The sequence below is a fragment of the Streptococcus infantis genome (assembly GCF_047463615.1).
GTDB classification, from domain to species: Bacteria; Bacillota; Bacilli; order Lactobacillales; family Streptococcaceae; genus Streptococcus; species Streptococcus infantis_X.
The window spans coordinates 58,011-80,297 of record NZ_JASHDO010000001.1 but is presented as its reverse complement, the minus strand read 5'-3'; the positions used below and the strand labels follow the sequence as shown (position 1 = coordinate 80,297).

Genomic DNA, 22,287 nt, shown 5'->3' with positions numbered 1-22,287 from the left:
ATAATTTCTACTTAGATTCAAGATGTAGAGTCACTTTTCTTTCTTTTGGGCAATACTTTAAGACCTCAATCTTGTCTGGATGGGTTTTGGAGTTCTTACTGGTTAGATAATTGATGCTACTACAAGAGGAGCATTTGAGATTGATTTTTACTCGCACTAGATTTCCTTCACTTTTAATAATGTTTTAAATTGGATAAGATTAAATAAACAACTGAGAGCTACACAGGCAGCTGTTGCATAAAATACTGAATGGTAGCCGAATTGTTCCGCGACTACTGAGCCTGCCAAGGGGCCAATCACTCCTCCTAAATAAAAGAAAACTTGATTAAAGGCAAATACTCTTGAAATACCTGCTTTGGGAGTCATCCTGCTAAGGAGAGCATTGATCCCTGGAACAAGAGCTCCTGTTCCTAAACCAAAGAGAAAGCGATAAATCCCTAATTCTAGAGGTGTGGATGCATTGGCGCACAAAAGATAAATGAGAGCTGAGTAAGCTTGCGCTACAATTAATAAACGATGATTACCAACTTTATCTCCCAAACGCCCCATCACACCTGAACTCATCATACTTGATAAGCCCATACTGGAAACTATTAAGCCTGATACAAAGAGGAGATTTTCCTTCTGACCTAAGTCACGGATATAGAGAGCAAGGATGGGACCGACTGATTGTGCAGCAACTTGAATGACAAAACTAGTTGCAAATAAATTAAACAAGAGATATGGATACTTAACAGAAGTAAAGAGCTCTTTGGTAGGGAGTGCTTTTTCTTTCGGCACTGGTTGAAAGTCTTCCTTGATAAAAAAAATAGTTAAGATAGCAGCCAGAAATAAAAAACCACCAACCATCAAGAAAACATTGCGAATCCCAAAGACTTCTGCAATCATTCCACCAACAAAAGGGCCTGTAAGAGTCCCTGCTACGACACCAGATGAAAGAGTTCCTAAAGCATAGCCTGACTTATCCTTGGGAACTTGACTGGCAATCAAAGCTGTCGCATTGGGTACAAATCCAGTGAAAACACCATTTAACAATCGCAAGGCTAAGAGCCAATAAACATTTGGAACAAAAGCTAAACCACCCATTGTAATTGTCATGGCAAGCCCTGCTCGTATCATCATAGGTTTGCGACCATATCTGTCCGCCAGAATCCCCCAAAGAGGTGAAACACAGGCTGCAGAAATAGCCGAAACTGAGATAGCTAAACCTGAATAAAAGGTAACTTGACTTGGTTCAACCCCTAATTGCTCAACAAATATTGGCATAAAAGGAACCACCAAAGAGATACAGGCACCTGTCAAGAAAGATCCTAACCAGGCAATACGAAGGTTGTCCTTCCAACTAATCTCTTTCAAGAGTATCGCCTCCTTGAAGTAGGCTGACCACTTGACTCAACAGTTGCTCTCGACTCCCATTATTGTCTAAAATATGACTAGCCAATCTTTTCTTTTCTTCTAAAGGCCACTGGGAGGCTAGACGGGCTTGTGCGTCCTCTATAGTCAGATAATCTCTTTTCATTAAGCGATCCAGCTGGGTATCTCGACTTACATAAACTAGCCAAGTTTCATCAAACCAAGAAGAATATTCCTGTTCAAAGAGCAGGGGGATATCCATGAAAAATAGTTCTTCTGTTTCACTGAACTTGTCTCTCAAAGAGCCCAATTCTTCACGGATGATTTGTCCTTGAGTTTCTTTAGACCATTCTCTCTCATCAGAGTTAGAAAAGATCAGACTGGCAAGTAATGGTCGATTCAATTCCCCATCTTCTAGAAGGACTTTTTCACCGAAATGCTCTACTAAAATATGAAAAAGTCGTCCACCAGGTTTTTGAAGTTGGTGAACAAGCGCATCCGCATCTACCACTTCAAACCCTTTTTGTCTTAGAAAATTTGTGACGGTGGACTTCCCGGATGCAATACCACCAGTGATTCCAATAATTTTTCCCATCACTTTCTCCTTTGACATTTTGGGCAAAAATGGGTTCCACGACCACCGAGTTGAATTTTTTCGATAATGGATCCACAACGTGAACAAGCTTGTCCAGCTTTATCATAGACCTGATGAAAGTCCTGCATGGTTCCATCTTCACCAAAAGCATTGGTATAGGTACGAATGGTTGAACCGCCTTTCTCGACAGCCTGCCCCAAGACTACAATGGTCTGGTCATGAATAGCTGTCGCTTCAGCTCTTGGCAAACACTGAGAAGGTCTAGCTGGATGAACCTGAGCTCTCCAGAGAACCTCATCCACATAGATATTACCCAATCCAGCTACCAAAGTCTGGTCGAGAAGATGCGATTTGATAGGTTTTTTAGATTTCTTCAGGGCAGCTATAAAATTCTCTAAATCAAAGTCCTGTTCTATAGGTTCTGGACCCAACTTTTTAAATACAAAGTATGCTTCTAAAAGCTCCAGAGCAAGTAACTCCATAGTTCCAAACTTACGAACATCCTCGTAGACTAAAGTCCCACCATCTTCAAAGTGGATAAAAACATGAGCATGCTTGCGTTCAGGGACTTGGTCTGGGTAATAAAAATACTTGCCCTCCATTCGCAGATGGGAAATTAAGACCTTGTCTGTTAGATAAAAAAGCAAATATTTTCCACGACGTCCCATAGATTTAACAACTTGACCAGGCAATTCTTTCTGAAACTGATCCAAATCTGTCTTAATCATCTTGGGATAACGAATATCAATGCTTGTAATCTTCTTCCCCAGAATCAATTTTTCCAAGCCACGACGAACTGTCTCGACCTCAGGTAATTCAGGCATAGCTTCTCCTTCTCTAAAAACAAGAAGCAGGCTCCTGCCCACCTCTTCTTAATATTCTTTTTCGTTATAGCCAAAGTCAGCCAAATCTAGCTTTTTATCGCGCCAGTTTTTCTTAACTTTGACCCATGTTTCTAGGAAGACCTTGTCTCCTAGCATGAGCTCAATATCACGACGAGCCATAGTCCCAATTTTCTTGAGCATGGCACCACCTTTACCGATGACAATCCCTTTTTGGCTGTCACGTTCGACCATGATAGTTGCTCGGATATGAACCTTGTCTGTATCCTCGTCTCGTTTCATAGAGTCCACCACTACTGCAACTGAGTGTGGAATTTCTTCACGAGTTAAGTGTAAGACCTTTTCACGAATCATCTCAGAAACCAAGAAACGTTCTGGGTGATCGGTAATTTGGTCCGCAGGAAAATATTGGAAACCTTCCTCAAGATTTTCACTTAGAATATCGACTAGACGAGAAACGTTATTTCCTTGAAGGGCTGAAATCGGAACAATTTCCTTGAAATCCATCTGATTACGGAAATCATCAATTTGAGCCAAGAGCTGGTCTGGATGAACCTTGTCAATCTTATTGACCACCAAAATTACAGGAACTTTAGCAGCTTTAAGACGCTCAATAATCATATCATCACCCTTACCTCGAGCCTCATCTGCTGGCACCATGAAAAGTACGGTGTCCACTTCACGAAGGGTGCTATAGGCAGACTCTACCATGAAGTCTCCAAGAGCTGTCTTAGGTTTGTGAATCCCTGGTGTATCGATAAAGACGATTTGTTCCTTATCAGTGGTGTAAATCCCCATGATTTTATTGCGCGTTGTCTGCGCCTTATCACTCATGATAGCAATCTTTTGCCCCATAACGTGATTCAAAAAAGTTGACTTCCCTACATTTGGACGTCCTAAAATGGCTACAAAGCCTGATTTAAATGTCATAATTTCCTCTTACTGTTTAAAATAATAAGTCCCAAATCCGTGGGAGAAAGATAAGCGCACCTGTCAAAGCGGCAAAAAGTGAGACTACAAGCACGGCACCAGCTGCCATGTCCTTAGCTTTCTTTGCCAACATAGAAAAGTGATAGTGACTAGCCAAATCTACTACATTTTCAATAGCTGAATTAATAATCTCAAAAGCTACCACCATGAAAATGCTCATAAGTAGAAATAACCATTCGATTCGTGACACCTGAAAAACAAAACCTGCAAGAACAACTACAAGAGCTGTCGCTGCATGCTTTCTCATATTACGTTCTTCCTCAATTGCAGTCAAAATCCCTGTAATGGCAAATTCTAAACTGGATATTAGGTCACGATTTTTCCATTTTCGTTTATTGTCTTGTGAGTCCATAGGCTGTCAAAATTTCTTCTTGTAAACCGAACATCTCCGCTTCTTCTTCGGGAGTGTAGTGATCATAGCCGTTAATGTGTAAAAAGCCGTGCACTGCCAAGAAGCCCATCTCACGCTCAAAACTATGACCGTACTCCTCAGCCTGCTCATGTGCCTTGTCAATGGAAATGAAAAGCTCACCAATGTAGGCGTCAAATTCTGACATCATTTCTGCCATGTCAGGATCATTTTCCAGATCTTCCTCATCAAAGGCAATCTCTATCTCTGGTTTATATTCAAGACTGATGACATCTGTTGGACGATCAGTATCACGATACTCCAAATTGAGCTCATGACTACGCTCGTTTGTCACAAAAGTGACTGCCATCTCCTTGTCTTCTTTCCCTAACTTTTTAGCAGCAAACTCTAAAATCTCTTGAGTTTGTTGTAGAATTTCCTTTGAAACTTGACCCGTTTCATCTACCATTTCAATATACATGTATTTCTCGATTCTCTTTACTTGGCTTTATTATATCACATTTCTATGATTTTATTCTACCTTTTTGATATAATACTATGGAATACATTCACGAGGAGAGAACCATGTCATTTGATGGATTTTTTTTACACCACATGGTTGAGGAATTGCGGACTGAACTACTTAACGGACGCATCCAAAAGATTAATCAACCCTTTGACCAAGAATTGGTCCTGCAAATCCGTAGCAATCGTAAAAGTCATCGTTTGCTCCTGTCTGCCCACCCAGTTTTTGGTCGCATCCAGTTAACAGAGTCAACCTTTGAAAATCCTGCTCAGCCATCTACTTTTATTATGGTATTAAGAAAGTACCTTCAAGGAGCGGTTATTGAATCTATCGAACAAATCGAAAATGATCGTATCGTAGAGATCACAGTTTCCAATAAAAACGAGATTGGGGACCATATCCAGGCCACTCTCATCATCGAGATTATGGGAAAACATAGCAATATTCTCCTTGTAGATAAGTCTAGTCACAAAATTCTTGAAGTTATCAAGCATATCGGTTTCTCTCAAAATAGCTACCGTACCTTATTACCAGGTTCTACTTATATCGCTCCTCCAAGTACAGAGGCTCACAATCCTTTTACCATCAAGGATGAAAAATTGTTTGAGATTCTACAAACTCAAGAATTGACAGCTAAAAACCTTCAAAAGCTTTTTCAAGGTTTAGGTCGTGATACAGCATACGAATTGGAAAAATTATTAACGAATGATAAACTAACCAATTTCCGAAGCTTTTTTAAGCAAGAAACCAAACCTTGCTTAACAGACAAGTCTTTCTCTTGTGTGCCTTTTTCTAGCAAAACAACGGAGTATTTTGACAACCTTTCTCAATTACTTGATGTCTATTACAAGGATAAGGCAGAGCGTGATCGAGTTAAGCAACAAGCTAGCGAACTCATTCGCCGAGTTGAAAATGAGCTACAAAAAAATCGTCAAAAACTAAAGAAACAAGAAAAAGAACTTCAAGCTACTGAAAATGCAGAGGAATTTCGTCAAAAAGGTGAATTGCTAACGACTTTTCTTCATCAAGTTCCCAATGACCAAGATCAGGTCATTTTGGACAACTACTACACAAATCAACCTATCACGATTGCACTTGATAAAGCTTTAACACCAAACCAAAATGCTCAAAAATACTTTAAACGATATCAGAAGTTAAAAGAAGCTGTAAAATACTTGACTGAACTAATCGAAGAAACCAAGGCTACTATTCTTTACCTAGAAAGCGTGGAGACAGTTCTCAACCAGGCTGGACTAGATGAAATTGCTGAAATTCGTGAAGAATTGATCCAAACAGGATTTATCCGCAGAAGGCAACGTGAGAAAATCCAGAAACGACAAAAACCTGAAAAATATCTTGCAAGCGACGGAAAAACCATTATCCTAGTTGGTCGTAACAACCTTCAAAACGACGAGTTAACCTTTAAAATGGCTCGTAAAGAAGAACTCTGGTTCCATGCTAAAGACATCCCTGGAAGTCACGTTGTTATCACTGCCAATCTCAATCCTACTGACGAAGTTAAGACAGATGCGGCAGAGCTAGCTGCCTACTTTTCAAAAGGACGTCTCTCAAACCTCGTTCAAGTTGATATGATTGAAGTCAAAAAACTCAATAAGCCCACAGGTGGTAAACCAGGATTTGTGACTTATACTGGACAAAAGACTCTACGTGTCACACCCGACCCTGAGAAAATTCAATCCATGAAAGTAAAATAAGGACTTTTAACCTGAAGGCTGTCAACATTTTAGATTTTTTAAAAATAGGAGGTAAGCTCAATGCTAAGGCATATCAAGTCTATTTTAACCATTATATTCGGAGCTGCCATCTATGCCTTCGGACTCACGTATTTCGTTGTGCCCCACCACTTATTCGAGGGGGGAGCAACTGGGATCACCTTGATTACCTATTATCTCTTTAACATTCCCATCTCTTTGATGAACCTCTTAATCAATATCCCGCTCTTTATTCTAGCCTGGAAAATATTTGGTTCAAAGACTCTGTACACAAGTTTGCTCGGAACAATTTCCTTATCCATTTGGTTAGCAATCTTTGAAAAGATTCCTCTCCACTTTAATCTTGAAGGAGATTTGGTTATCGTTGCCTTGGTTGCGGGTGTTCTTTTGGGACTTGGTCTAGGTGTTATCTTCAATGCTGGTGGTACCACTGGTGGAACAGATATCGTCGCTCGAATTCTCAACAAGTACACCAATATCTCCGTTGGAAAATTACTCTTTGCGCTAGACTTCCTTATCCTAATGCTCATTTTAATTATCTTCCAAGATATTCGTCTCGTAACCTATACACTTTTATTTGACTTCATCGTCTCTAGAGTTATCGACTTGATTGGTGAAGGTGGATATGCTGGTAAAGGATTTATGATCATCACCCAAAAGCCTATGGAGTTAGCTGATAAAATCAATGAAGAGCTCGGTAGAGGTGTCACCTTCATTTCTGGGCAAGGTTACTACAGTCAAAAAGATTTAAAAATTATCTACTGTATCGTAGCAAGAAATGAAATGATTAAGATGAAAGAATTGATTCATACAATCGATCCTAAAGCCTTTATCACCATCACTGAAGCTCACGAAATTCTTGGGGAAGGCTTCACCTTTGTAAAAGAAGAAAATTCATAACATCTGGATATCAAAAATGAGGCTGGGACAAAAGTCCTAGCCTCTCAATTGTCTTTGGATTGTCGAGCAAGACGCAGTGGTTGAGTGGGCTCTACTTCGCTGATTTCATCAGCTTTTACAGCCCTACTCAACTGTGCGGAGGTGGGACGACGAAATCGAATTCTAACGAATTACCGATTTCTGTCCCACTCTCATTTTTTTGATGATAAAAACGGAAGAAGCAAATCTTCCGCTTTACAAATCATTATTTTTCAGCTGTAAGTGCAGCCATTGTGATGTAGTTATATGGTTTGTTGAAGTGTGGCAAGAAGAATAGGTCTGTCAATGCTAATTTGTCAATTGTAACGTGTTCTTGGATAGCCAATGAGAACATGTGGATTCCCATGCTGATTGCTGAATCACGAGATACCATTTGAGCACCAAGGATTTCACGGCTGTCTTTATCAAAGACGATCTTGATAGCTACTTCATAGTTGTCATGCTTCATAAATTCTGGTTTTTGAAGGTCGTTAAATCCAGTTTCAGTTGCGTTGTAACCAGCAGCTTTTGCTTTTTCAAGTGTCAAACCAGTTGAAACCATGTGAAGACCATAGATTGAGATACCATTTGATCCTTGAACACCGATTCCTTCAAGTTCATGTCCACAAGCATTGTAAGCACCTACGATACCAGTACGTACAGCATTTGATGCAAGAGCGATGTAGCTAGTGTCTTTACGAGCGTTGTCATAAACAGTCGCACAGTCACCCACAGCGAATACTCCTGGAAGTGATGTTTCTTGTTTCTTGTCTACAAGGAAAGCACCGTTGCGGAAGAGTTCAATCTTGCCATCAGCAAGAGCTGTATTAGGACGGAAACCAACTGCAAGAACAACCATGTCAACATCGAATGTTTCTTTGTCAGTGATCAAGCGTTCAACTTTACCGTCACCTTCGATAGCTTTAACAGTTTGTCCAAGCGCCAAGCGGATGTTGTGGTCTTCCAAGTTCTTAGCCATTAATTGCGTGAAGTCTTTATCGTAGTAACCGTTCAAAACTGTATCTACGATATCAACAAGGACAACTTCTTTTCCAAGACGTTCGAATGCTTCAGCAAGCTCAACACCGATGTATCCACCACCGACAACAGCGATACGCTCAAGATGTTTGCTCTTGTCAGCAAGCTTGTTAATAACTTCTTCAGCGTTTTGGTACAATTTAACGAATTGCACATTTTCAAGAGTAGCTTTGAACTCACGGTTACCTTTAACGATTTCAACGCCTTCGATTGGTGGCAAGATTGGAGTTGAACCAGTAGCAAAAATCAATTTTTCATATGATTCTTTGTGCTCTTTACCGTCAACTTCTGCAGTAACAACTTTATTATCGTAGTCAATTGAAAGAACTGGTGAGTTCATATAAACTTTAGCACCTTTTGCTTCCAATTTTTCTTTATCAGAGTAGAACAATCCTTCAGCGCCGTCGATTTGTTCACCAATCCAAAGAGCCATTCCACATCCAAGGAATGAAATGTTTGAGTTTTGGTCAAATACAACGATTTCGTTTTCGTTTCCAAAGTTGTCCAACATAGTATTGATACATGCAGTTCCAGCGTGGTTAGCACCCACGACTACGATTTTACTCATAAGATAAATCCTACCTTTATTTTTTTATTTACCTCTCAAGTATACCATTATCTGTGAACGTTTTCAAGACTTTTGACCAGTTTGATGTTATTTAAGAAAGTTTTTGAAAGATATATTAATTTGTTTTCAAAGAGTTCTTATTGATTTTGAGCTGTTTTTATTTTTTTAAGCATATTTCTTGACTTTTTGTAAAAAATAATTTGTGAAAACGCTGACTTTATGATATTCTATTTATATGGAAATGAAATTTAAATCTTCAGATTGCTTTCATATCTAGATTTACAACTATTTCCAATTGATTTGAAGGGAGTTGATTTTTTGCCTCTCAGTTCATTATCTGAACGGTTAATGGGAACTACGATTACTATTTCCTTGGTACATGAACAAGCGGATAATCTTCTCCGTCAAGCTTTTGATTTGCTAAAGGAACTTGAATTTCGATTTAATGCAAATAGTATCGAATCGGAATTGATGGAAATTAACTATCAGGCGGGAATTGCCCCAGTTAAGGTCCACCCTGATCTGTTTGAACTGATTTCTTTAGGATTAGAACACAGTCTAGCTCCTGGAAGTCATCTCAATATCAGCATCGGTCCCTTGGTACAAACCTGGCGTATTGGTTTTTCCGATGCAAAAGTTGCTAGTCCTGAAGAAATTTCTTCGGTTTTACCATTGATAGACCCCCGCTTGATCAAACTCGATTCAGTCAATTCTACGGTGTTCCTTGAAAAAAAGGGAATGAAAATTGACTTAGGGTGTTTAGCAAAGGGGTACAGTGCAGATAAGGTTGCAGCTTTCTTAAAAGAAAACGGCGTCACTTCTGCTCTTATCAATCTTGGAGGAAACATCCTCACAATTGGGACCAACCAATCAAAAGATGGACGTCCGTGGCAAATCGGCATTCAAGATCCAAATAATCCACGCGGTAATCACCTGATGACCTTGTCTATTACTGGAAAATCAGTTGTTACTTCAGGAATCTATGAACGGCATCTTGAAATCAATGGCAAGGATTATCATCACATTCTCGATAGTGAAACAGGCTATCCTATTGAAACGGATTTAGCTAGTTTGACCATTATATCAAATCGATCTGTCGACGGCGAGATATGGACTACACGATTGTTTGGCCAACGCAGCGCCTCTATTATGTGGCAAGTCGAAAATATTGATGGAATCGAAGCCATCCTTATTGATAAAGATGGACATATCGCTTGTTCATCCGGTATCCAAAGATAATTAATAAATAATGCAAAAAGAGAAAGGAAAGCTCATGCTAAAACTTATTGCTATTGTAGGAACTAACTCTAAACGTTCCACAAACCGCCAACTGCTTCAATATATGCAAAAACACTTTGCTGATAAAGCAGAAATCGAATTGGTAGAAATTAAAGACCTACCAGTCTTCAACAAACCTGCAGATAAACTTATTCCTGCAGAAGCCTTAGAAATTGTTGCAAAAATCGAAGCAGCTGATGGTGTTATTATCGGTACTCCTGAATACGATCACTCAATTCCAGCTGTACTTATGAGCGCCCTTGCTTGGATTTCTTACGGAGTATTCCCACTTTTGAATAAACCAGTCATGATTACTGGTGCTTCATATGGTACTCTCGGTTCTTCACGTGCTCAATTGCAACTTCGTCAAATTTTGAATGCGCCAGAGATTAAAGCGACAGTTCTACCTGACGAATTCTTGCTTTCTCATTCTCTTCAAGCATTTGATAAGAATGGTGACTTGGTAGATCTTGATGTTATTAATAAATTAGATGCCATCTTTGATGACTTCCGTATCTTTGTCAAGATTACTGAAAAATTGCGTAGCGCGCAAGAATTGCTTCGCAAAGATGCAGAAGAATTTGACTGGGAAAACTTGTAAGATAGGAGATCGAAAGAATGAAATTTGTTGGACTTGTTGGATCAAACTACGACCAATCATATAACCGCAAACTCTTGGAATTCATCCGTCGTAACTTCAAACTAAAATTTGAATTAGAAGTTCTTGAAATCGATGAAGTTCCAATGTTTAACCAAGACGAAAAATGGGACGAAAGCTTCCAGTTGCGCCTTCTTTACAATAAAATTACTCGAGCTGATGGTGTGATTATTGCTACTCCAGAGCACAACCACACTATTTCTGCTTCACTTAAGTCAGTCCTTGAATGGCTTTCATACGAAGTTCATCCATTTGAAAACAAACCAGTTATGATTGTGGGTGCTTCATACTACGATCAAGGAACTTCACGTGCTCAAGTTCACCTTCGTAAAATTCTTGATGCACCAGGAGTAAATGCCTACACATTACCAGGTAATGAATTCCTTCTTGGAAAAGCTAAAGAAGCTTTTGATGCTAACGGAAATATTATCAACGAAGGAACTGTTAAATTCCTTGAAACTTGTTTAGATAACTTTGTCAAATACGTAGGAGTCGTTTCTAAATTGAAAAAACCAAAACCAATTGATCCAGAAGACTTGGATTGTGGAAAACCAATCGCTACAACTATTACAGAAGTTGACCCTGATGATCCAGAATGGGTAGAAAAAGTTGCAGAAATTACTGGCGCTGTGTCTGGTGATACATATGTTAAACTTGACCATGGTATCTTGACTGTTAACCAAATTGATATGTTCTTGAAAGCTATGCCTTTTGAGTTGACATACGCTGACGATAACAACCAATTCCTCTACTATAACAACGCTCACCAAGATCCAGAAACAATGTTTGCGAAACGTGTACCACCTCAATCTGGTAGCCGTATGTCAACAGTTCACGGATCACTTCCACCAGCACGTATGAAAAATGTTGAGTGGGTTATCGGAACACTTCGCAATGGTAACCAAGAATACGTACGTACAATCGTTCCTGGTTCGCCTGCTGGTGTTATCAACACTCACAACTACCAAGCAATGTACTATCCTGATGGTTCATATGCTGGTATCAATGAAATTGTCTTTAACTTCCAACCATGGCTTGACTGGTACTTGAAAGAAACTGGTCAACGCTTGGTAGGAGGAAGCGGACCGTTTGCTCCTGCTGCTGGAGGTCATGGCGACGCAGATGCTACTTCTGGCGCTTCTGACTCAGCTGACGGCGGCCATGGAGATGCGGATGCTACTTCTGGTGCAAGTAACTAATAACTAACAAAAAGGAACCATTTTGGGTTCCTTTTTTTATAATAGAATTCTCGGTTCGCACACACAAACCGAGAATTTTTTTATTTATGAATTCGGATCGTCAAGACTACGACCATGCAGACCTTTTTCACGTTGTACCTGACGAAGTTTTTCAGGAGTCACATCATTTCCATCTTCATCTACGATTTTGATTCCTTCAATGTGATGACGAACTGAACGACGATAGCCTTCGATATACTCTTCACGAAGCTTGGCTTGTTCAACTTTTTCTTCCGCAGTCAAGCCTTCTGTTTTCTTCTTTTTAGCAAGTTCATTAATACGAGCGATTTTTTCTGGTGTCATATTTAGACCTCCAATCTACTTTTAAATTTTTATTTTGTATTAAGAAGATTAAAAGCAGCGACAGTTTTTGCTTTATTCACAAGTTCAGTTAGGATAGCCAAACGGTTATTCTTGACATCAATATCCTCTGCCATAACCATGGTATTGTCAAAGAATGCATCAATAACAGGACTAAGAGCAAATAACTGCGTTAATTTATCACTAGCTGAACCTTTCAATTCTAGATTTTCTACTGCTTGAGCTAGTTCTTTTTCCTGTTCATTTTCAAAGAGACTAGTATCAACTTTGACTGAACCTTCTGCTTTTTCCGCTAGGTTAAAGGCACGAGATAAGGATTCAACAGCTGGTTTGTAGTCACTATTTAGAGATGCTTCTTTCAGTGCTTCTGCTGCTTCAATCATATCTGCAACAACAAAGTTTGAGCTTGCTAGAACAGCTTCCTTAATATCTTTTGCAGTAGACCCCATCATCTTATCAACACGAGCTTTGATGAAGTTAAGCACTTCTTCTTGATTATCGTAAGTTAGGCTATCAAATGATAAAGCATAAAGGCTAGCAATCAATTCGTCCATTGGAATATTCCAGCCGAAGTCTTCCAAGATACGGACAATCCCTTGTGTTGCACGACGAAGAGCATAAGGGTCATTTGAACCAGATGGAATCAAGCCAACTGAGAAGAAGGACAAGAGAGTATCCAATTTATCAGCTAGTGCAAGGATAGCTCCGACTTTAGACACAGGAAGAGCACCATCTGCAGAATCTGGAAGGTAGTGTTCACGGATAGCTTGTGCCACTGTAGCATTTTCACCTGCAAGAAGAGCATATTTCTCACCCATAACACCTTGGAGCTCATCAAACTCGCCAACCATACCAGTTAAGAGGTCAAACTTATAAATGGCTGCTGCACGAGCAAGATCAAGGATTTCATCTACAGATAAGCCAGCTTTTTCTGCTAACAAAATAGCAATTTGCCCAGTACGGATCATGTGTTCACGTAATGAACCAATCTTTTCATGGAAGGTTACATGTGATAATTTAGCTACAAGATCTTCAATCTTCAATTTTTGGTCTTCACGCCAGAAGAATTCTCCATCTTCCAGACGTGCCACCAAGACTTTCTCATTTCCTCGGATGACATTATCCAAATAGTCTGCATTTCCGTTACGAACAGAAATAAAGTTTGGTTTTAGATTTCCATCAAGGTCACGAACTACAAAGTAGCGTTGATGAGTCTCCATTGAAGTGACCAAAACTTCTTCTGGAACCTCTAGGTACTTAGGATCAAAATTCCCCATGAAGGCAGTTGGGTATTCAACCAAATTCAGAACTTCATTCAAGAGTCCTTCATCAATTTGTACCTGAACACCTTCTTCAGCTTCAATAGCCTTAATTTGCTCACGAATCATATTTTCGCGTTCAGTGCTATCAGCAATAACATAAACTTTGCGCAGGTCTTCTTCATAGCTGTCAGCATGCTGAATTTCTACTTCGTGACCAAGGAAACGATGTCCACGGCTAACTCTTCCTGAATGAATATCTAAGAAATCCATATCGAGTGCCACATCATTCAAAAGAACTATCAATGTATGGACTGGACGGATATATTCAAAGGTATTGTTTGCCCAGTGCATACTTACTGGGAAGCTTAAACTAGCCAAAACTTCTGGAATTCCAGCCAAAACTTCTTCAGCTGGTTTTCCAGCTTCATGCTTAGTTACGTAGACATATTCTTCACCTTTGATTTCACGAAATTCGATATCATCTACAGTCAAGCCTTTACCACGGACAAAGCCTTGCGCTGCTTTAGAGAAATTTCCTTCCGCATCCAAAGCAATTTTTTTAGAAGGTCCTTTAAAATCTTCAGTCAAATCCGTTTGTTGGTCTGCCAAACCAAGTACGCGAACAGCCAAACGACGTGGAGTTGAGAAGGTTTGAATCCCTTCATATGAAAGGCGGTTGTCATCCAAGAAGGCTGCCATTTTTTCACCTAGTTGTTTTTCACTTGGTGTGACAACGTAGGCAGGTAACTCTTCGAGTCCTAGTTCTACTAATAAGTTTTTTGTCATGTTTTTTCCTTTACAAAATTTCTTCTTTTTGATAGGCACCTTAGGTACTGGGGACGTTGCTAACTAACTTTGTGAGTCTGTGGGGAAATCTTCTGTCTTCTTGACAAAGATTTCCAACAGTCTCATCAAAGTGGATTTAGGCAACTGATTTTTGAACCCAAAGTTTCAAAAATCCCCAGATAGCAGTACGGCGGTGCCTATCCCTTTAGCAAGTCTTCGACTTGCCTCTGGGTTCCATATGGGCTCACTTTGTTCGCCCCTTTTCCATTCTTGTAACTGTATTTACTCTTCCTCTTCTGCTAGGAGTTGAGCGCGTGTAGCTTCGTCAAGAAGTGGGTATCCAAGTTTTTTGCGTTCTGCTACGAATGTTTTAGCTACGACACGGGCCAAGTTACGGATGCGGGCAATGTAACCGGCACGTTCTGTAACGGATACTGCTCCACGAGCATCAAGCAAGTTGAAAGTGTGTGAACATTTCAAAACGTAGTCATAGGCAGGGTGAACAAGACCCAATTCCAAGGCACGTCCTGCTTCTTTTTCAAATTTTTCGAAGTTTTCAAGAAGCATATCTTGGTCAGAAACTTCAAAGCTGTATTTTGAGTGCTCATATTCAGGTTGAAGGAAGATTTCTCCGTATTTAACCCCTGGAGCCCACTCAATATCGTAAACTGAGTCTACTTCTTGGATATAGGAAGCCAAACGCTCCAACCCATAAGTGACCTCAGCGGTAACAGGACCAGTTGCCAAACCACCAACTTGTTGGAAGTAAGTGAACTGAGTGATTTCCATACCATCAAGCCACACTTCCCATCCAAGACCAGCTGAACCAGTTGATGGGTTTTCCCAGTTGTCTTCAACGAAACGAATATCGTGTTCCAATGGGTTGATTCCCAATTTTTCCAAAGACTCAAGGTAGAGTTCTTGGATATTTGATGGAGATGGCTTCATAACCACTTGGAATTGGTGGTGTTGGTAGAGACGATTTGGGTTTTCTCCGTAACGACCGTCAGCAGGACGACGTGATGGCTCTACATAAGCCGCATTCCATGGCTCAGGACCAATGGCACGAAGGAAAGTATAAGGACTCATGGTTCCCGCACCTTTTTCGTTATCATAAGCCTGCATAAGCATACAACCCTGATCATTCCAGTATTGTTGCAAAGTTAGGATGATTTCCTGGAAAGTCAATTTTTTAGACATTGTTTTCTCCTTTAATTTATATTATCTTCTTATATTTATTTATCAAGCAACCAAGAAAAGGCTGGGTCCTGAAAAATATGACGTTTAGGAACAGTTTGTAAATTCTGATCGCATTCATCTATTGTACCTAATTTCAAAGCACAGACTTCTGGTATATTTTCTTGAACAGTGAAAATTTGACTATGACAGTTCTGGCAGTAATAACGCTGTTTTCCTGGAGAAGAACTATACGTAACAAGCTTTTCTTTTCCATGCAATACTAGATTTTTACTGCTAATTTTAGCATTAACTGTATAGGCAGACGCAGTTGCTTTCCGACAGAATGAACAGTGGCAAAAAACTAATTCAGATAATTCCTCATCCAGAGTGTAAGTCACTGCTTTACATAAACAAGATCCTTTAAGCATTGTACTCCTTTCTACTTAGGCATTAGACGAATTCAAAAAGAACCGAATTTCAACACCCAAGCCTTGCGACTAGGGGCGTCAGAAACGCGGTTCCACCCTAATTTATTACTTCATTGTTTTTGAAAATACTACCAAAAGCGCCACACTTATCTCTCAATCACCTGACTCTCACTATCTCAGGCTCGCTTAGGATTTACCAATAAGATATTCTTTCTTGCGTCTATTATATCAAAAAGTAATTAAGAAGTAAAATTTTTTATAAAGAATCTTTACTAAAACATTTAAAATTGCACAAGGTATTGTTTAAGAAATATGCTAAAAACCTCAATCAAAACGATCGAGGTTTTTTTGAAGCTTCATCTTCTATCAAAACTTCTTCTTCCATAACATTTTTTATTTTTTTGCCCAAAGATAATAACGTTTCTACATCAGAGGGTTTGCTTGTCCCGAGAGGATTCCAAGTAGAAGATGATAAATTTTCATATTCCTTAGACCGAACTCGAAATTTAATGTTATCCCCCTTGGTGTCTATGTCTACATTTAAGGCTCTCGCCCCCAGTTTAGGCTCCTTATTTTTTATCCTACAGAAAATAACTTCTCCTGATACAATCTCCTTTCCATCACACCGAATCCTAATATTTCTTCCAGATAATTCTACGACAAAATTCTTCACTAGACTACCTTGTATTTTTTTAATTAAAAGAAAACTAATACCAAAAAATACTAATACTATCGTATAAAGAAAAAGAGGTTGTGATTTAAAAAAATCATTCAGTTTTAAATAGAATGTAGCCAACTGTATTCCCAATACAGGAAGCATCAGGAACATGGGAAAAAGGATACCAATTATTATATCTGATTTTGCTGTTGTCGCTGTAAATTCATATCTTTCCATCAATATCACCTTTATAACATTTCCTTTTTATAGGACATTAATCCCATACTAAGACGGATGCATCAGGGAGTTCAATCTCCCTTTCCCCTAGCAAAGATAAATTTTGAACTACTCTAAGGATATTGTACCACTATTTCTGCAAAAAATACCTTAGCAAACATAATCTCCTTCCACAGATACATCATCGCTTTATCGAGCGTTGGAGTTTGATTGACATGGTTCTCTAATCAAACTCCAGAACTTTATGATGAAAATCTTATGGAACAACTGGAGACACTTTATAAATTTTCTCTTTTCAATTATAAAGAATACCGCTACTCCAAAGAATAGCGGTTTAATCATGTTTTTAAGCTACAAATGTAGTTGCTCTATTATTTAAGAGTAACAATAACATACGTTACTCTGTGGGCGGTATAATTGGCTTTTTAGCCTTTACTCAGAGTTTGGCAGGAATTTTGGCATAAAATGGAATCTAGTCCTGCACTAATTACATTTTGGGTGATTTCTTCTGATACTGTTTTATCTAATGCATTAAACCAGTGACTATATGTATTTAAGGTTGTAGACTTATCAGCATGTCCCATTCGTCTTGCAACATATAATATATCTTTCTGCAAAACATTTATAAGATAGGAAGCATGGCTGTGTCGCAAACCTTTTCCTGTTATCACTGGTACTCCAACTTCTTTGGCTTTTCTCTTGATAATTCGACAAATTGTTGATTTACAAAATGGTTCACCAAATCGTGAAATGATGTAATCTGTATCTTGATTGGAAATTTGATTTTTTCGCCAGTTTTCCAATACTGATATTGTCACATCATCTAATTCAATAAGGCGTTCTCCAGCTGGTGTCTTGGTTTGGTCTTTACGGTACCAATTTCCATTTTCATCCTTTTCCAAGGTTGTATGAACCTTCAAGAATTTATGCTCAAAATCGACATCTTCCCACCATAACGATAAACCTTCACTCACACGAACACCTGTCATGTAATATAACCAAATAGTCGTGAATCTTTGTAACTCTTCGTAATCTTGTAAATCAAATGATTTAATAAAGTTCTGAAACTCAATATAAGTCCAAAATTGTGTATCAGGGTGCTTGCCTCTAGGATTATCTAACGCCTTGCATGGCATTGATGAAATATATCCTAATCTCTCAGCATAACCCATGCATGCCTTAAATCGTGACCATAAATTCTTCGCATAGTTTTCAGAGTAATGTTCAATAATATGTAATCTAAAAGATTCACAATCTCTAGCTGTTATCCCTTTTAAAGGTTTGGAGCCAAAATACTGAATAAATATCTTGTGATGTGGCAAAGCAGTTTTATATGTTACAGACTGAACCTTTTGCTTATAGGCTCTTAGATAAATGCTATTCATGTAACTTTCAAATGTTATATTGTAATTTTCAATACTAAGATTATTATTAAACTCATATCTGATTCGGACCAATTCATCATAAGCTTCTTTCATTGTGCTAAATGGCTTACCATACTGATTCTTTCTAGCTTTCTTTTGAACACGTTTACCTGTTACAGGGTCAACACCAAGATCAGCTTGATAAAATATTTTACCATTCTTATCACAATAAACACCTTTGTACTTTTTTTGATTTTTTGTAGCCATCTTTAATTCTCACTTTCTAAACTTTCTTCAGAGAGTGAAATTCCGATTAGCTCTTCTACAATATCTTTAGGAGCAATACCAAGTCTTCTATTGTCAAAGGGCGATTTACTTAATTGTACCGCATTATGGTCAACTTTGCGAGCTTCTTCAAACTTTTTTACTGCTATTCTTTTTGCTTCTCTAATGATATTTCTTGCCGTATGCTCAGGAAAACCAATATTCATCAGGTTTTTATATGTTACTGTTTTCATACCTCCACTCCTATCAAAAAAATTTTTTCCTCCGTGGGTATGATTGGTTAAATCATTCATGGGCATTTCACCCGCTGTCCTTTTACGATGGCAGCCTGAACGGTCAGAAGTATCATTATAATTATTTGATTTCATGGCAAATAGGTTACCATCCTATTTTCTGTTTAAAATTTTATCGCTCATTTCATCGCGTAATAAACAGCTTGCTCCACAAATAAGAAAGTCCCACCTTGGTATATTCAATTGTCAATGGACATAATAAGGAGAAACTATTTTTTTATGATACGGTCAGGAAAATCAGATAACCCGAGCAAATAATCAATACTAACGCTATATAGATTTGAAAGTTTAATAAGAATTTCAGCAGATAAAATTCTTTCACCACGTTCTATTTTTGCATAGGCAGAATGTGTAAATGAAAGATATTCAGCCACTTGTTTTTGTGTGAGATCCCGATCTTCCCTTAAATCTCTTAAACGTTTATACATCTAGTTAACTCCTAAAAATAGTATATTTCACTTTTAGGAGATCTTTCTTTAATTGTCCTAATTGGACAATTATTTACAAAAATTCTAGATTTAAAATTTTTGAGACATTGTCAAGTCATGTGCAACAAGTTTGCAGATATCTTAGTATTCCATTGTTTAAGTTTTTTGGCTAACCCAAACTGAAATGTTGCTGTATTGTAATGATGAAGTCGTCTAGGTCTGTTATTGATAGCTGAAACATAACGAGTAAACTCTTCATCAGTTATTGGTTTAAGCGACTGTCTTTTTGGAAAAAATTCTCTGAGTAGACCATTGAAATTCTCATTTGTTCCACTTTCATGGGAAGAATATGGATGAGCAAAATTTATGTCGACACTTACTAAGTCGACCAAGAGACTAAACTCGGATTCGATATCTGATGTCATAGAAGTAATCGGGTACTGAAACAATAGTTATTTGACAGATTCATTAATCGTATCAGCTTGTTTATTAGGTAGCTTACACGCCAAGGCAAACGTGTTTGATGTTCAACTAGAATCAAGACAACAGCATCCCCTTTATTCTTCTTACCGAGAACCAAATCAATTTCCCAGTGTCCAAATTCAAAGCGATTGTTAACCATTTCTGGACGCTCCTCGATGGAATTTCCAAGGGACTTTTTATATGCCGTGGATTTAGACCGCTTTCTGATGATCACCATCTTTGGCAAATCGATTGGCTTAATGACAATAAGAACCAGCGCCAATTTAGCGATTGAATGTCGTTGTTGAAGGAATAGTTTATGTTGGATATTTCTCTTTGTATACGTGAATAAATGTATCCACACTATGACAACGAACAGTAGCTTTAACACCTTTTTCAAGCTCATCAAAGTGCGTGATGAACACTGGTCTAACTTCAGATACACACTATTTAATGTCTTAGGACTCATTCGACAACATTACAAGTCTGGATCTGTGAGACAAATTGGGGTTCGATATGGTGGTTTGATTGACGAGAGCTATGATCTGTCTTCACTCTTCGATGACTTTGACCAAATGTAAACTAAAGATGATAGTATTCATGAAGTGATTGATCAGATACGTGACAAATTTGATTTTATTGCCATTCAAAAGCAACTGTTCTCTTAGAGGGATCACGTAATATTGCCCGCAGCAAACTCATAGGCGGACACTCAGCAGGAGGTTTAGACGGATTACAATTATAGATAGATCATACTTACCCTTTCCCATTGTGCAATATTATCAGGATAAGGGAATGGAAAAAATGGATGGGCTTCTATCTCTCAGAACACACTTCTTTAATAAATGAAGCGAAAGATACACAATCTATTGATGACGGATTTTCACAGGAACAAATCGACCTCCTATTAAGTTAATCCTATTCTCAGCAACTTCCTATAATCATCACTTACAGAGAGAATAAAGTTACAACGAAAGAAACTGGACTTATTACGTCTCTTCAAGATGACAGCATCATACTAAAAATCGACAATGGACATATTAAAATATCTATCTTTTCAATTCTCTCAATCCATCTAGAAATAACATCGGAGGTAACTAATGAATCAATTGGAAGTTAATAAGAATTAATTACAAAAGGACTACTTTTCAGATAGTTATCGGCAGTTTGAATCTGACTTCTACCGCTTTTCCGAGATGTCCATCCCTTTAACATTTATCACAGATGATATACTCCTATCAGTGGCAACATCTCATAAATGTTATTTCAAACTTAATCGAGAAAAAGCCAAAGATGGACAAGCTCATTATATTTTTTTCACCATTGAAACAATTAATGAAAATCAAAAAATATATTTATCATAGTACTGTTTTATCAATTTGAAATTATATATCCTAAATGACAAATGAAAAAGACTATCAATGTAGTAAATCAATAAAAACCCCCGATTACAACAGCATTAATCGGGGTAAAACTTTTTAGAAAACATTAACTAATCGTAAATATTTTTATTTTAAAGGGAATATGCAATCGTAAAAATAAATTAACATTTTCTAACATAAGTTTTAAATTTAGGTATTAAGGTATGGAAATAATGCCTAAAAATCAATAGGGTTTAATTAATCTTCTTTACGACGACGTTTTGATACTAAACCAAACGCTCCTAAGATTGTTGCTATTCCTGTAACCGCAGCAAATGCAGATTCAGAATCACCTGTATTAGGTAATACTTCTGAATTACGCGCTACTCGACTGTAAGTCGGTGGCATTGTTTCTTCCGGTGTTTCATTTTCAGGTGTCTCTGGTGTTGGTGCTTCTGGCGTATTAGGCACTTCACTTGCCGGTGGAATTGGTAATTCTAATTCCGGTTTCTCATTTTTCGGTGCTTCGTTTGGTACGATACCAATCTCCAATCTTGGCTTTTCTGGAACTGTTGGAGGGAATTCTCCTGGTAGGTTCGGTACACCTATGTTCAGTTCTGGTTTTGGCGGAAGCATTGGCGGATTATTTGGTATATCTGTTACCGGTGTTGGTATTTCTAGTTTCGGTAGGTCGAATGTTGGATAGTCTTCTGGTACTTTTGTTTCTATCTCTATCTCTGGCAAGTTGAACATTGGTGGAGTAGTCGGTTTGTCTTATCCAATAACATGGCTGAGCGAGCGATCAAGAGCTTAGTTATGGGACGCAAAAATTGGCTGTTCTTCCAAAGTTTTGAGGGTGCTAAGGCGACAGCTATTATTATGTCTCTTTTAGAAACGGCTAGGAGACATGACTTAGACAGCGAAAAATATATGACCTACCTACTAGAAAAGCTTCCTAATGAGGAAACCCTCACAAATAAGGAGGTTCTAGAGGCTTATTTGCCATGGGCAGAGCAGATACAGAAGAATTGCAAGTAATAAAAAAATCCAGAGTCATCGTAAGACTTTGGATTTTTTCAATATACCTCGTTATTGGGCGCTTACGTTTGTCTAACTTTTGGAGTGCAGTTTAGATTA

Annotated in this window: 22 protein-coding genes and 4 pseudogenes; 8 read left to right on the top strand and 18 right to left on the bottom strand. The window is 38.4% G+C overall.

The window, feature by feature from the left end; all coding sequences use genetic code 11:
• Positions 1-7 precede the first annotated feature (7 nt).
• From rpmG to ybeY, 7 genes are read right to left on the bottom strand one after another with little or no spacing between them, the layout of a single operon-like run.
• Complete coding sequence (rpmG, locus tag QM874_RS00410; protein WP_414315790.1) at positions 8-157, bottom strand: 50S ribosomal protein L33; 150 nt, start codon at positions 155-157, stop codon at positions 8-10.
• Entirely contained in the window at positions 157-1,356 is a 1,200-nt protein-coding gene (locus QM874_RS00405) for a multidrug efflux MFS transporter (RefSeq protein WP_414315789.1), read from the bottom strand. The genes rpmG and QM874_RS00405 overlap by 1 nt, the downstream gene beginning before the upstream one ends.
• Positions 1,343-1,948: a dephospho-CoA kinase gene (gene coaE / locus QM874_RS00400; RefSeq protein WP_414315788.1), complete on the bottom strand. Its 606-nt coding sequence runs from the start codon at positions 1,946-1,948 to the stop codon at positions 1,343-1,345. Before coaE ends, QM874_RS00405 begins: the two co-directional genes overlap by 14 nt.
• On the bottom strand, positions 1,948-2,772 hold the full coding sequence (mutM, locus tag QM874_RS00395; protein ID WP_414315787.1) for a DNA-formamidopyrimidine glycosylase: 825 nt from the start codon (positions 2,770-2,772) through the stop codon (positions 1,948-1,950). Before mutM ends, coaE begins: the two co-directional genes overlap by 1 nt.
• Positions 2,773-2,820: 48 nt before the next feature.
• Entirely contained in the window at positions 2,821-3,720 is a 900-nt protein-coding gene (gene era, locus QM874_RS00390) for a GTPase Era (RefSeq protein WP_000143255.1), read from the bottom strand.
• Positions 3,721-3,736: 16 nt separating this feature from the next.
• Complete coding sequence (locus QM874_RS00385; RefSeq protein ID WP_049503550.1) at positions 3,737-4,132, bottom strand: diacylglycerol kinase family protein; 396 nt, start codon at positions 4,130-4,132, stop codon at positions 3,737-3,739.
• Complete coding sequence (gene ybeY, locus QM874_RS00380; RefSeq protein WP_414315786.1) at positions 4,113-4,610, bottom strand: rRNA maturation RNase YbeY; 498 nt, start codon at positions 4,608-4,610, stop codon at positions 4,113-4,115. The genes QM874_RS00385 and ybeY overlap by 20 nt, the downstream gene beginning before the upstream one ends.
• A 104-nt stretch (positions 4,611-4,714) precedes the next feature.
• On the opposite strand from ybeY, the gene QM874_RS00375 reads away from it, so the two are divergent.
• Positions 4,715-6,370: an NFACT family protein gene (locus tag QM874_RS00375; RefSeq protein ID WP_414315785.1), complete on the top strand. Its 1,656-nt coding sequence runs from the start codon at positions 4,715-4,717 to the stop codon at positions 6,368-6,370.
• A gap of 60 nt (positions 6,371-6,430) precedes the next feature.
• Positions 6,431-7,288, top strand: coding sequence for a YitT family protein (locus tag QM874_RS00370; protein WP_414315784.1), 858 nt, complete (start codon positions 6,431-6,433; stop codon positions 7,286-7,288).
• A gap of 244 nt (positions 7,289-7,532) precedes the next feature.
• Here the strand turns inward: QM874_RS00370 and nox are convergent, their stop codons facing one another.
• Positions 7,533-8,912: a H2O-forming NADH oxidase gene (gene nox / locus QM874_RS00365; protein ID WP_414315783.1), complete on the bottom strand. Its 1,380-nt coding sequence runs from the start codon at positions 8,910-8,912 to the stop codon at positions 7,533-7,535.
• Between the two features lie 318 nt (positions 8,913-9,230).
• Between nox and QM874_RS00360 the strand changes: the two genes are divergently transcribed.
• Genes QM874_RS00360 through QM874_RS00350 form a run of 3 tightly spaced genes read left to right on the top strand, consistent with a single transcriptional unit; the run spans position 9,231 to position 12,047 of the window.
• A complete protein-coding gene (locus QM874_RS00360; protein WP_414315782.1) occupies positions 9,231-10,151 on the top strand; it encodes an FAD:protein FMN transferase in 921 nt (306 codons plus the stop codon).
• 34 nt (positions 10,152-10,185) lie between these two features.
• Entirely contained in the window at positions 10,186-10,791 is a 606-nt protein-coding gene (locus QM874_RS00355; protein ID WP_414315781.1) for an NADPH-dependent FMN reductase, read from the top strand.
• A gap of 17 nt (positions 10,792-10,808) precedes the next feature.
• Entirely contained in the window at positions 10,809-12,047 is a 1,239-nt protein-coding gene (locus QM874_RS00350) for an NAD(P)H-dependent oxidoreductase (RefSeq protein WP_414315780.1), read from the top strand.
• Positions 12,048-12,131: 84 nt separating this feature from the next.
• Here the strand turns inward: QM874_RS00350 and QM874_RS00345 are convergent, their stop codons facing one another.
• The 9 genes and pseudogenes from QM874_RS00345 to QM874_RS00305 all read right to left on the bottom strand — a co-directional run.
• Positions 12,132-12,389 (bottom strand): DUF896 family protein, encoded by a 258-nt coding sequence (locus QM874_RS00345; RefSeq protein WP_000187071.1) that lies wholly within the window; start codon positions 12,387-12,389, stop codon positions 12,132-12,134.
• Between the two features lie 29 nt (positions 12,390-12,418).
• Positions 12,419-14,455 carry a glycine--tRNA ligase subunit beta gene (gene glyS, locus QM874_RS00340; protein ID WP_414315779.1) on the bottom strand — a complete coding sequence of 679 codons (2,037 nt, stop codon included), beginning with the start codon at positions 14,453-14,455 and terminating at the stop codon, positions 12,419-12,421.
• A 282-nt stretch (positions 14,456-14,737) separates the two neighbouring features.
• The gene (gene glyQ, locus QM874_RS00335) at positions 14,738-15,655 is read right to left on the bottom strand and encodes a glycine--tRNA ligase subunit alpha (protein ID WP_316108606.1); all 918 of its coding nucleotides are present in this window, start codon (positions 15,653-15,655) and stop codon (positions 14,738-14,740) included.
• Positions 15,656-15,690: 35 nt separating this feature from the next.
• Positions 15,691-16,062 (bottom strand): GFA family protein, encoded by a 372-nt coding sequence (locus QM874_RS00330; protein ID WP_414315778.1) that lies wholly within the window; start codon positions 16,060-16,062, stop codon positions 15,691-15,693.
• Between the two features lie 328 nt (positions 16,063-16,390).
• The gene (locus tag QM874_RS00325) at positions 16,391-16,957 is read right to left on the bottom strand and encodes a hypothetical protein (protein ID WP_414270889.1); all 567 of its coding nucleotides are present in this window, start codon (positions 16,955-16,957) and stop codon (positions 16,391-16,393) included.
• A 425-nt stretch (positions 16,958-17,382) separates the two neighbouring features.
• Positions 17,383-18,588, bottom strand: a complete 1,206-nt coding sequence (locus QM874_RS00320; RefSeq protein WP_000201883.1) for a tyrosine-type recombinase/integrase — start codon at positions 18,586-18,588, stop codon at positions 17,383-17,385.
• Positions 18,589-18,590: 2 nt separating this feature from the next.
• A complete protein-coding gene (locus QM874_RS00315; protein WP_002921272.1) occupies positions 18,591-18,839 on the bottom strand; it encodes a DUF3173 family protein in 249 nt (82 codons plus the stop codon).
• A 269-nt stretch (positions 18,840-19,108) separates the two neighbouring features.
• Positions 19,109-19,327 carry a helix-turn-helix domain-containing protein gene (locus QM874_RS00310; protein WP_000278092.1) on the bottom strand — a complete coding sequence of 73 codons (219 nt, stop codon included), beginning with the start codon at positions 19,325-19,327 and terminating at the stop codon, positions 19,109-19,111.
• 110 nt (positions 19,328-19,437) lie between these two features.
• Positions 19,438-20,237, bottom strand: a pseudogene (locus QM874_RS00305) (IS30 family transposase); the annotation flags it as partial.
• Between the two features lie 46 nt (positions 20,238-20,283).
• On the opposite strand from QM874_RS00305, the pseudogene QM874_RS00300 reads away from it, so the two are divergent.
• Positions 20,284-20,534 (top strand): annotated as a pseudogene (locus tag QM874_RS00300) (hypothetical protein).
• A gap of 355 nt (positions 20,535-20,889) precedes the next feature.
• A pseudogene (locus tag QM874_RS00295) lies at positions 20,890-21,153 on the top strand (DUF5960 family protein).
• A 255-nt stretch (positions 21,154-21,408) separates the two neighbouring features.
• Here the strand turns inward: QM874_RS00295 and QM874_RS00290 are convergent.
• Positions 21,409-21,903: an LPXTG cell wall anchor domain-containing protein gene (locus tag QM874_RS00290; RefSeq protein ID WP_000482660.1), complete on the bottom strand. Its 495-nt coding sequence runs from the start codon at positions 21,901-21,903 to the stop codon at positions 21,409-21,411.
• An 18-nt stretch (positions 21,904-21,921) separates the two neighbouring features.
• Here QM874_RS00290 and QM874_RS00285 point away from each other — a divergent pair.
• Positions 21,922-22,188, top strand: a pseudogene (locus QM874_RS00285) (IS66 family transposase); the annotation flags it as partial.
• Positions 22,189-22,287: the final 99 nt, after the last annotated feature.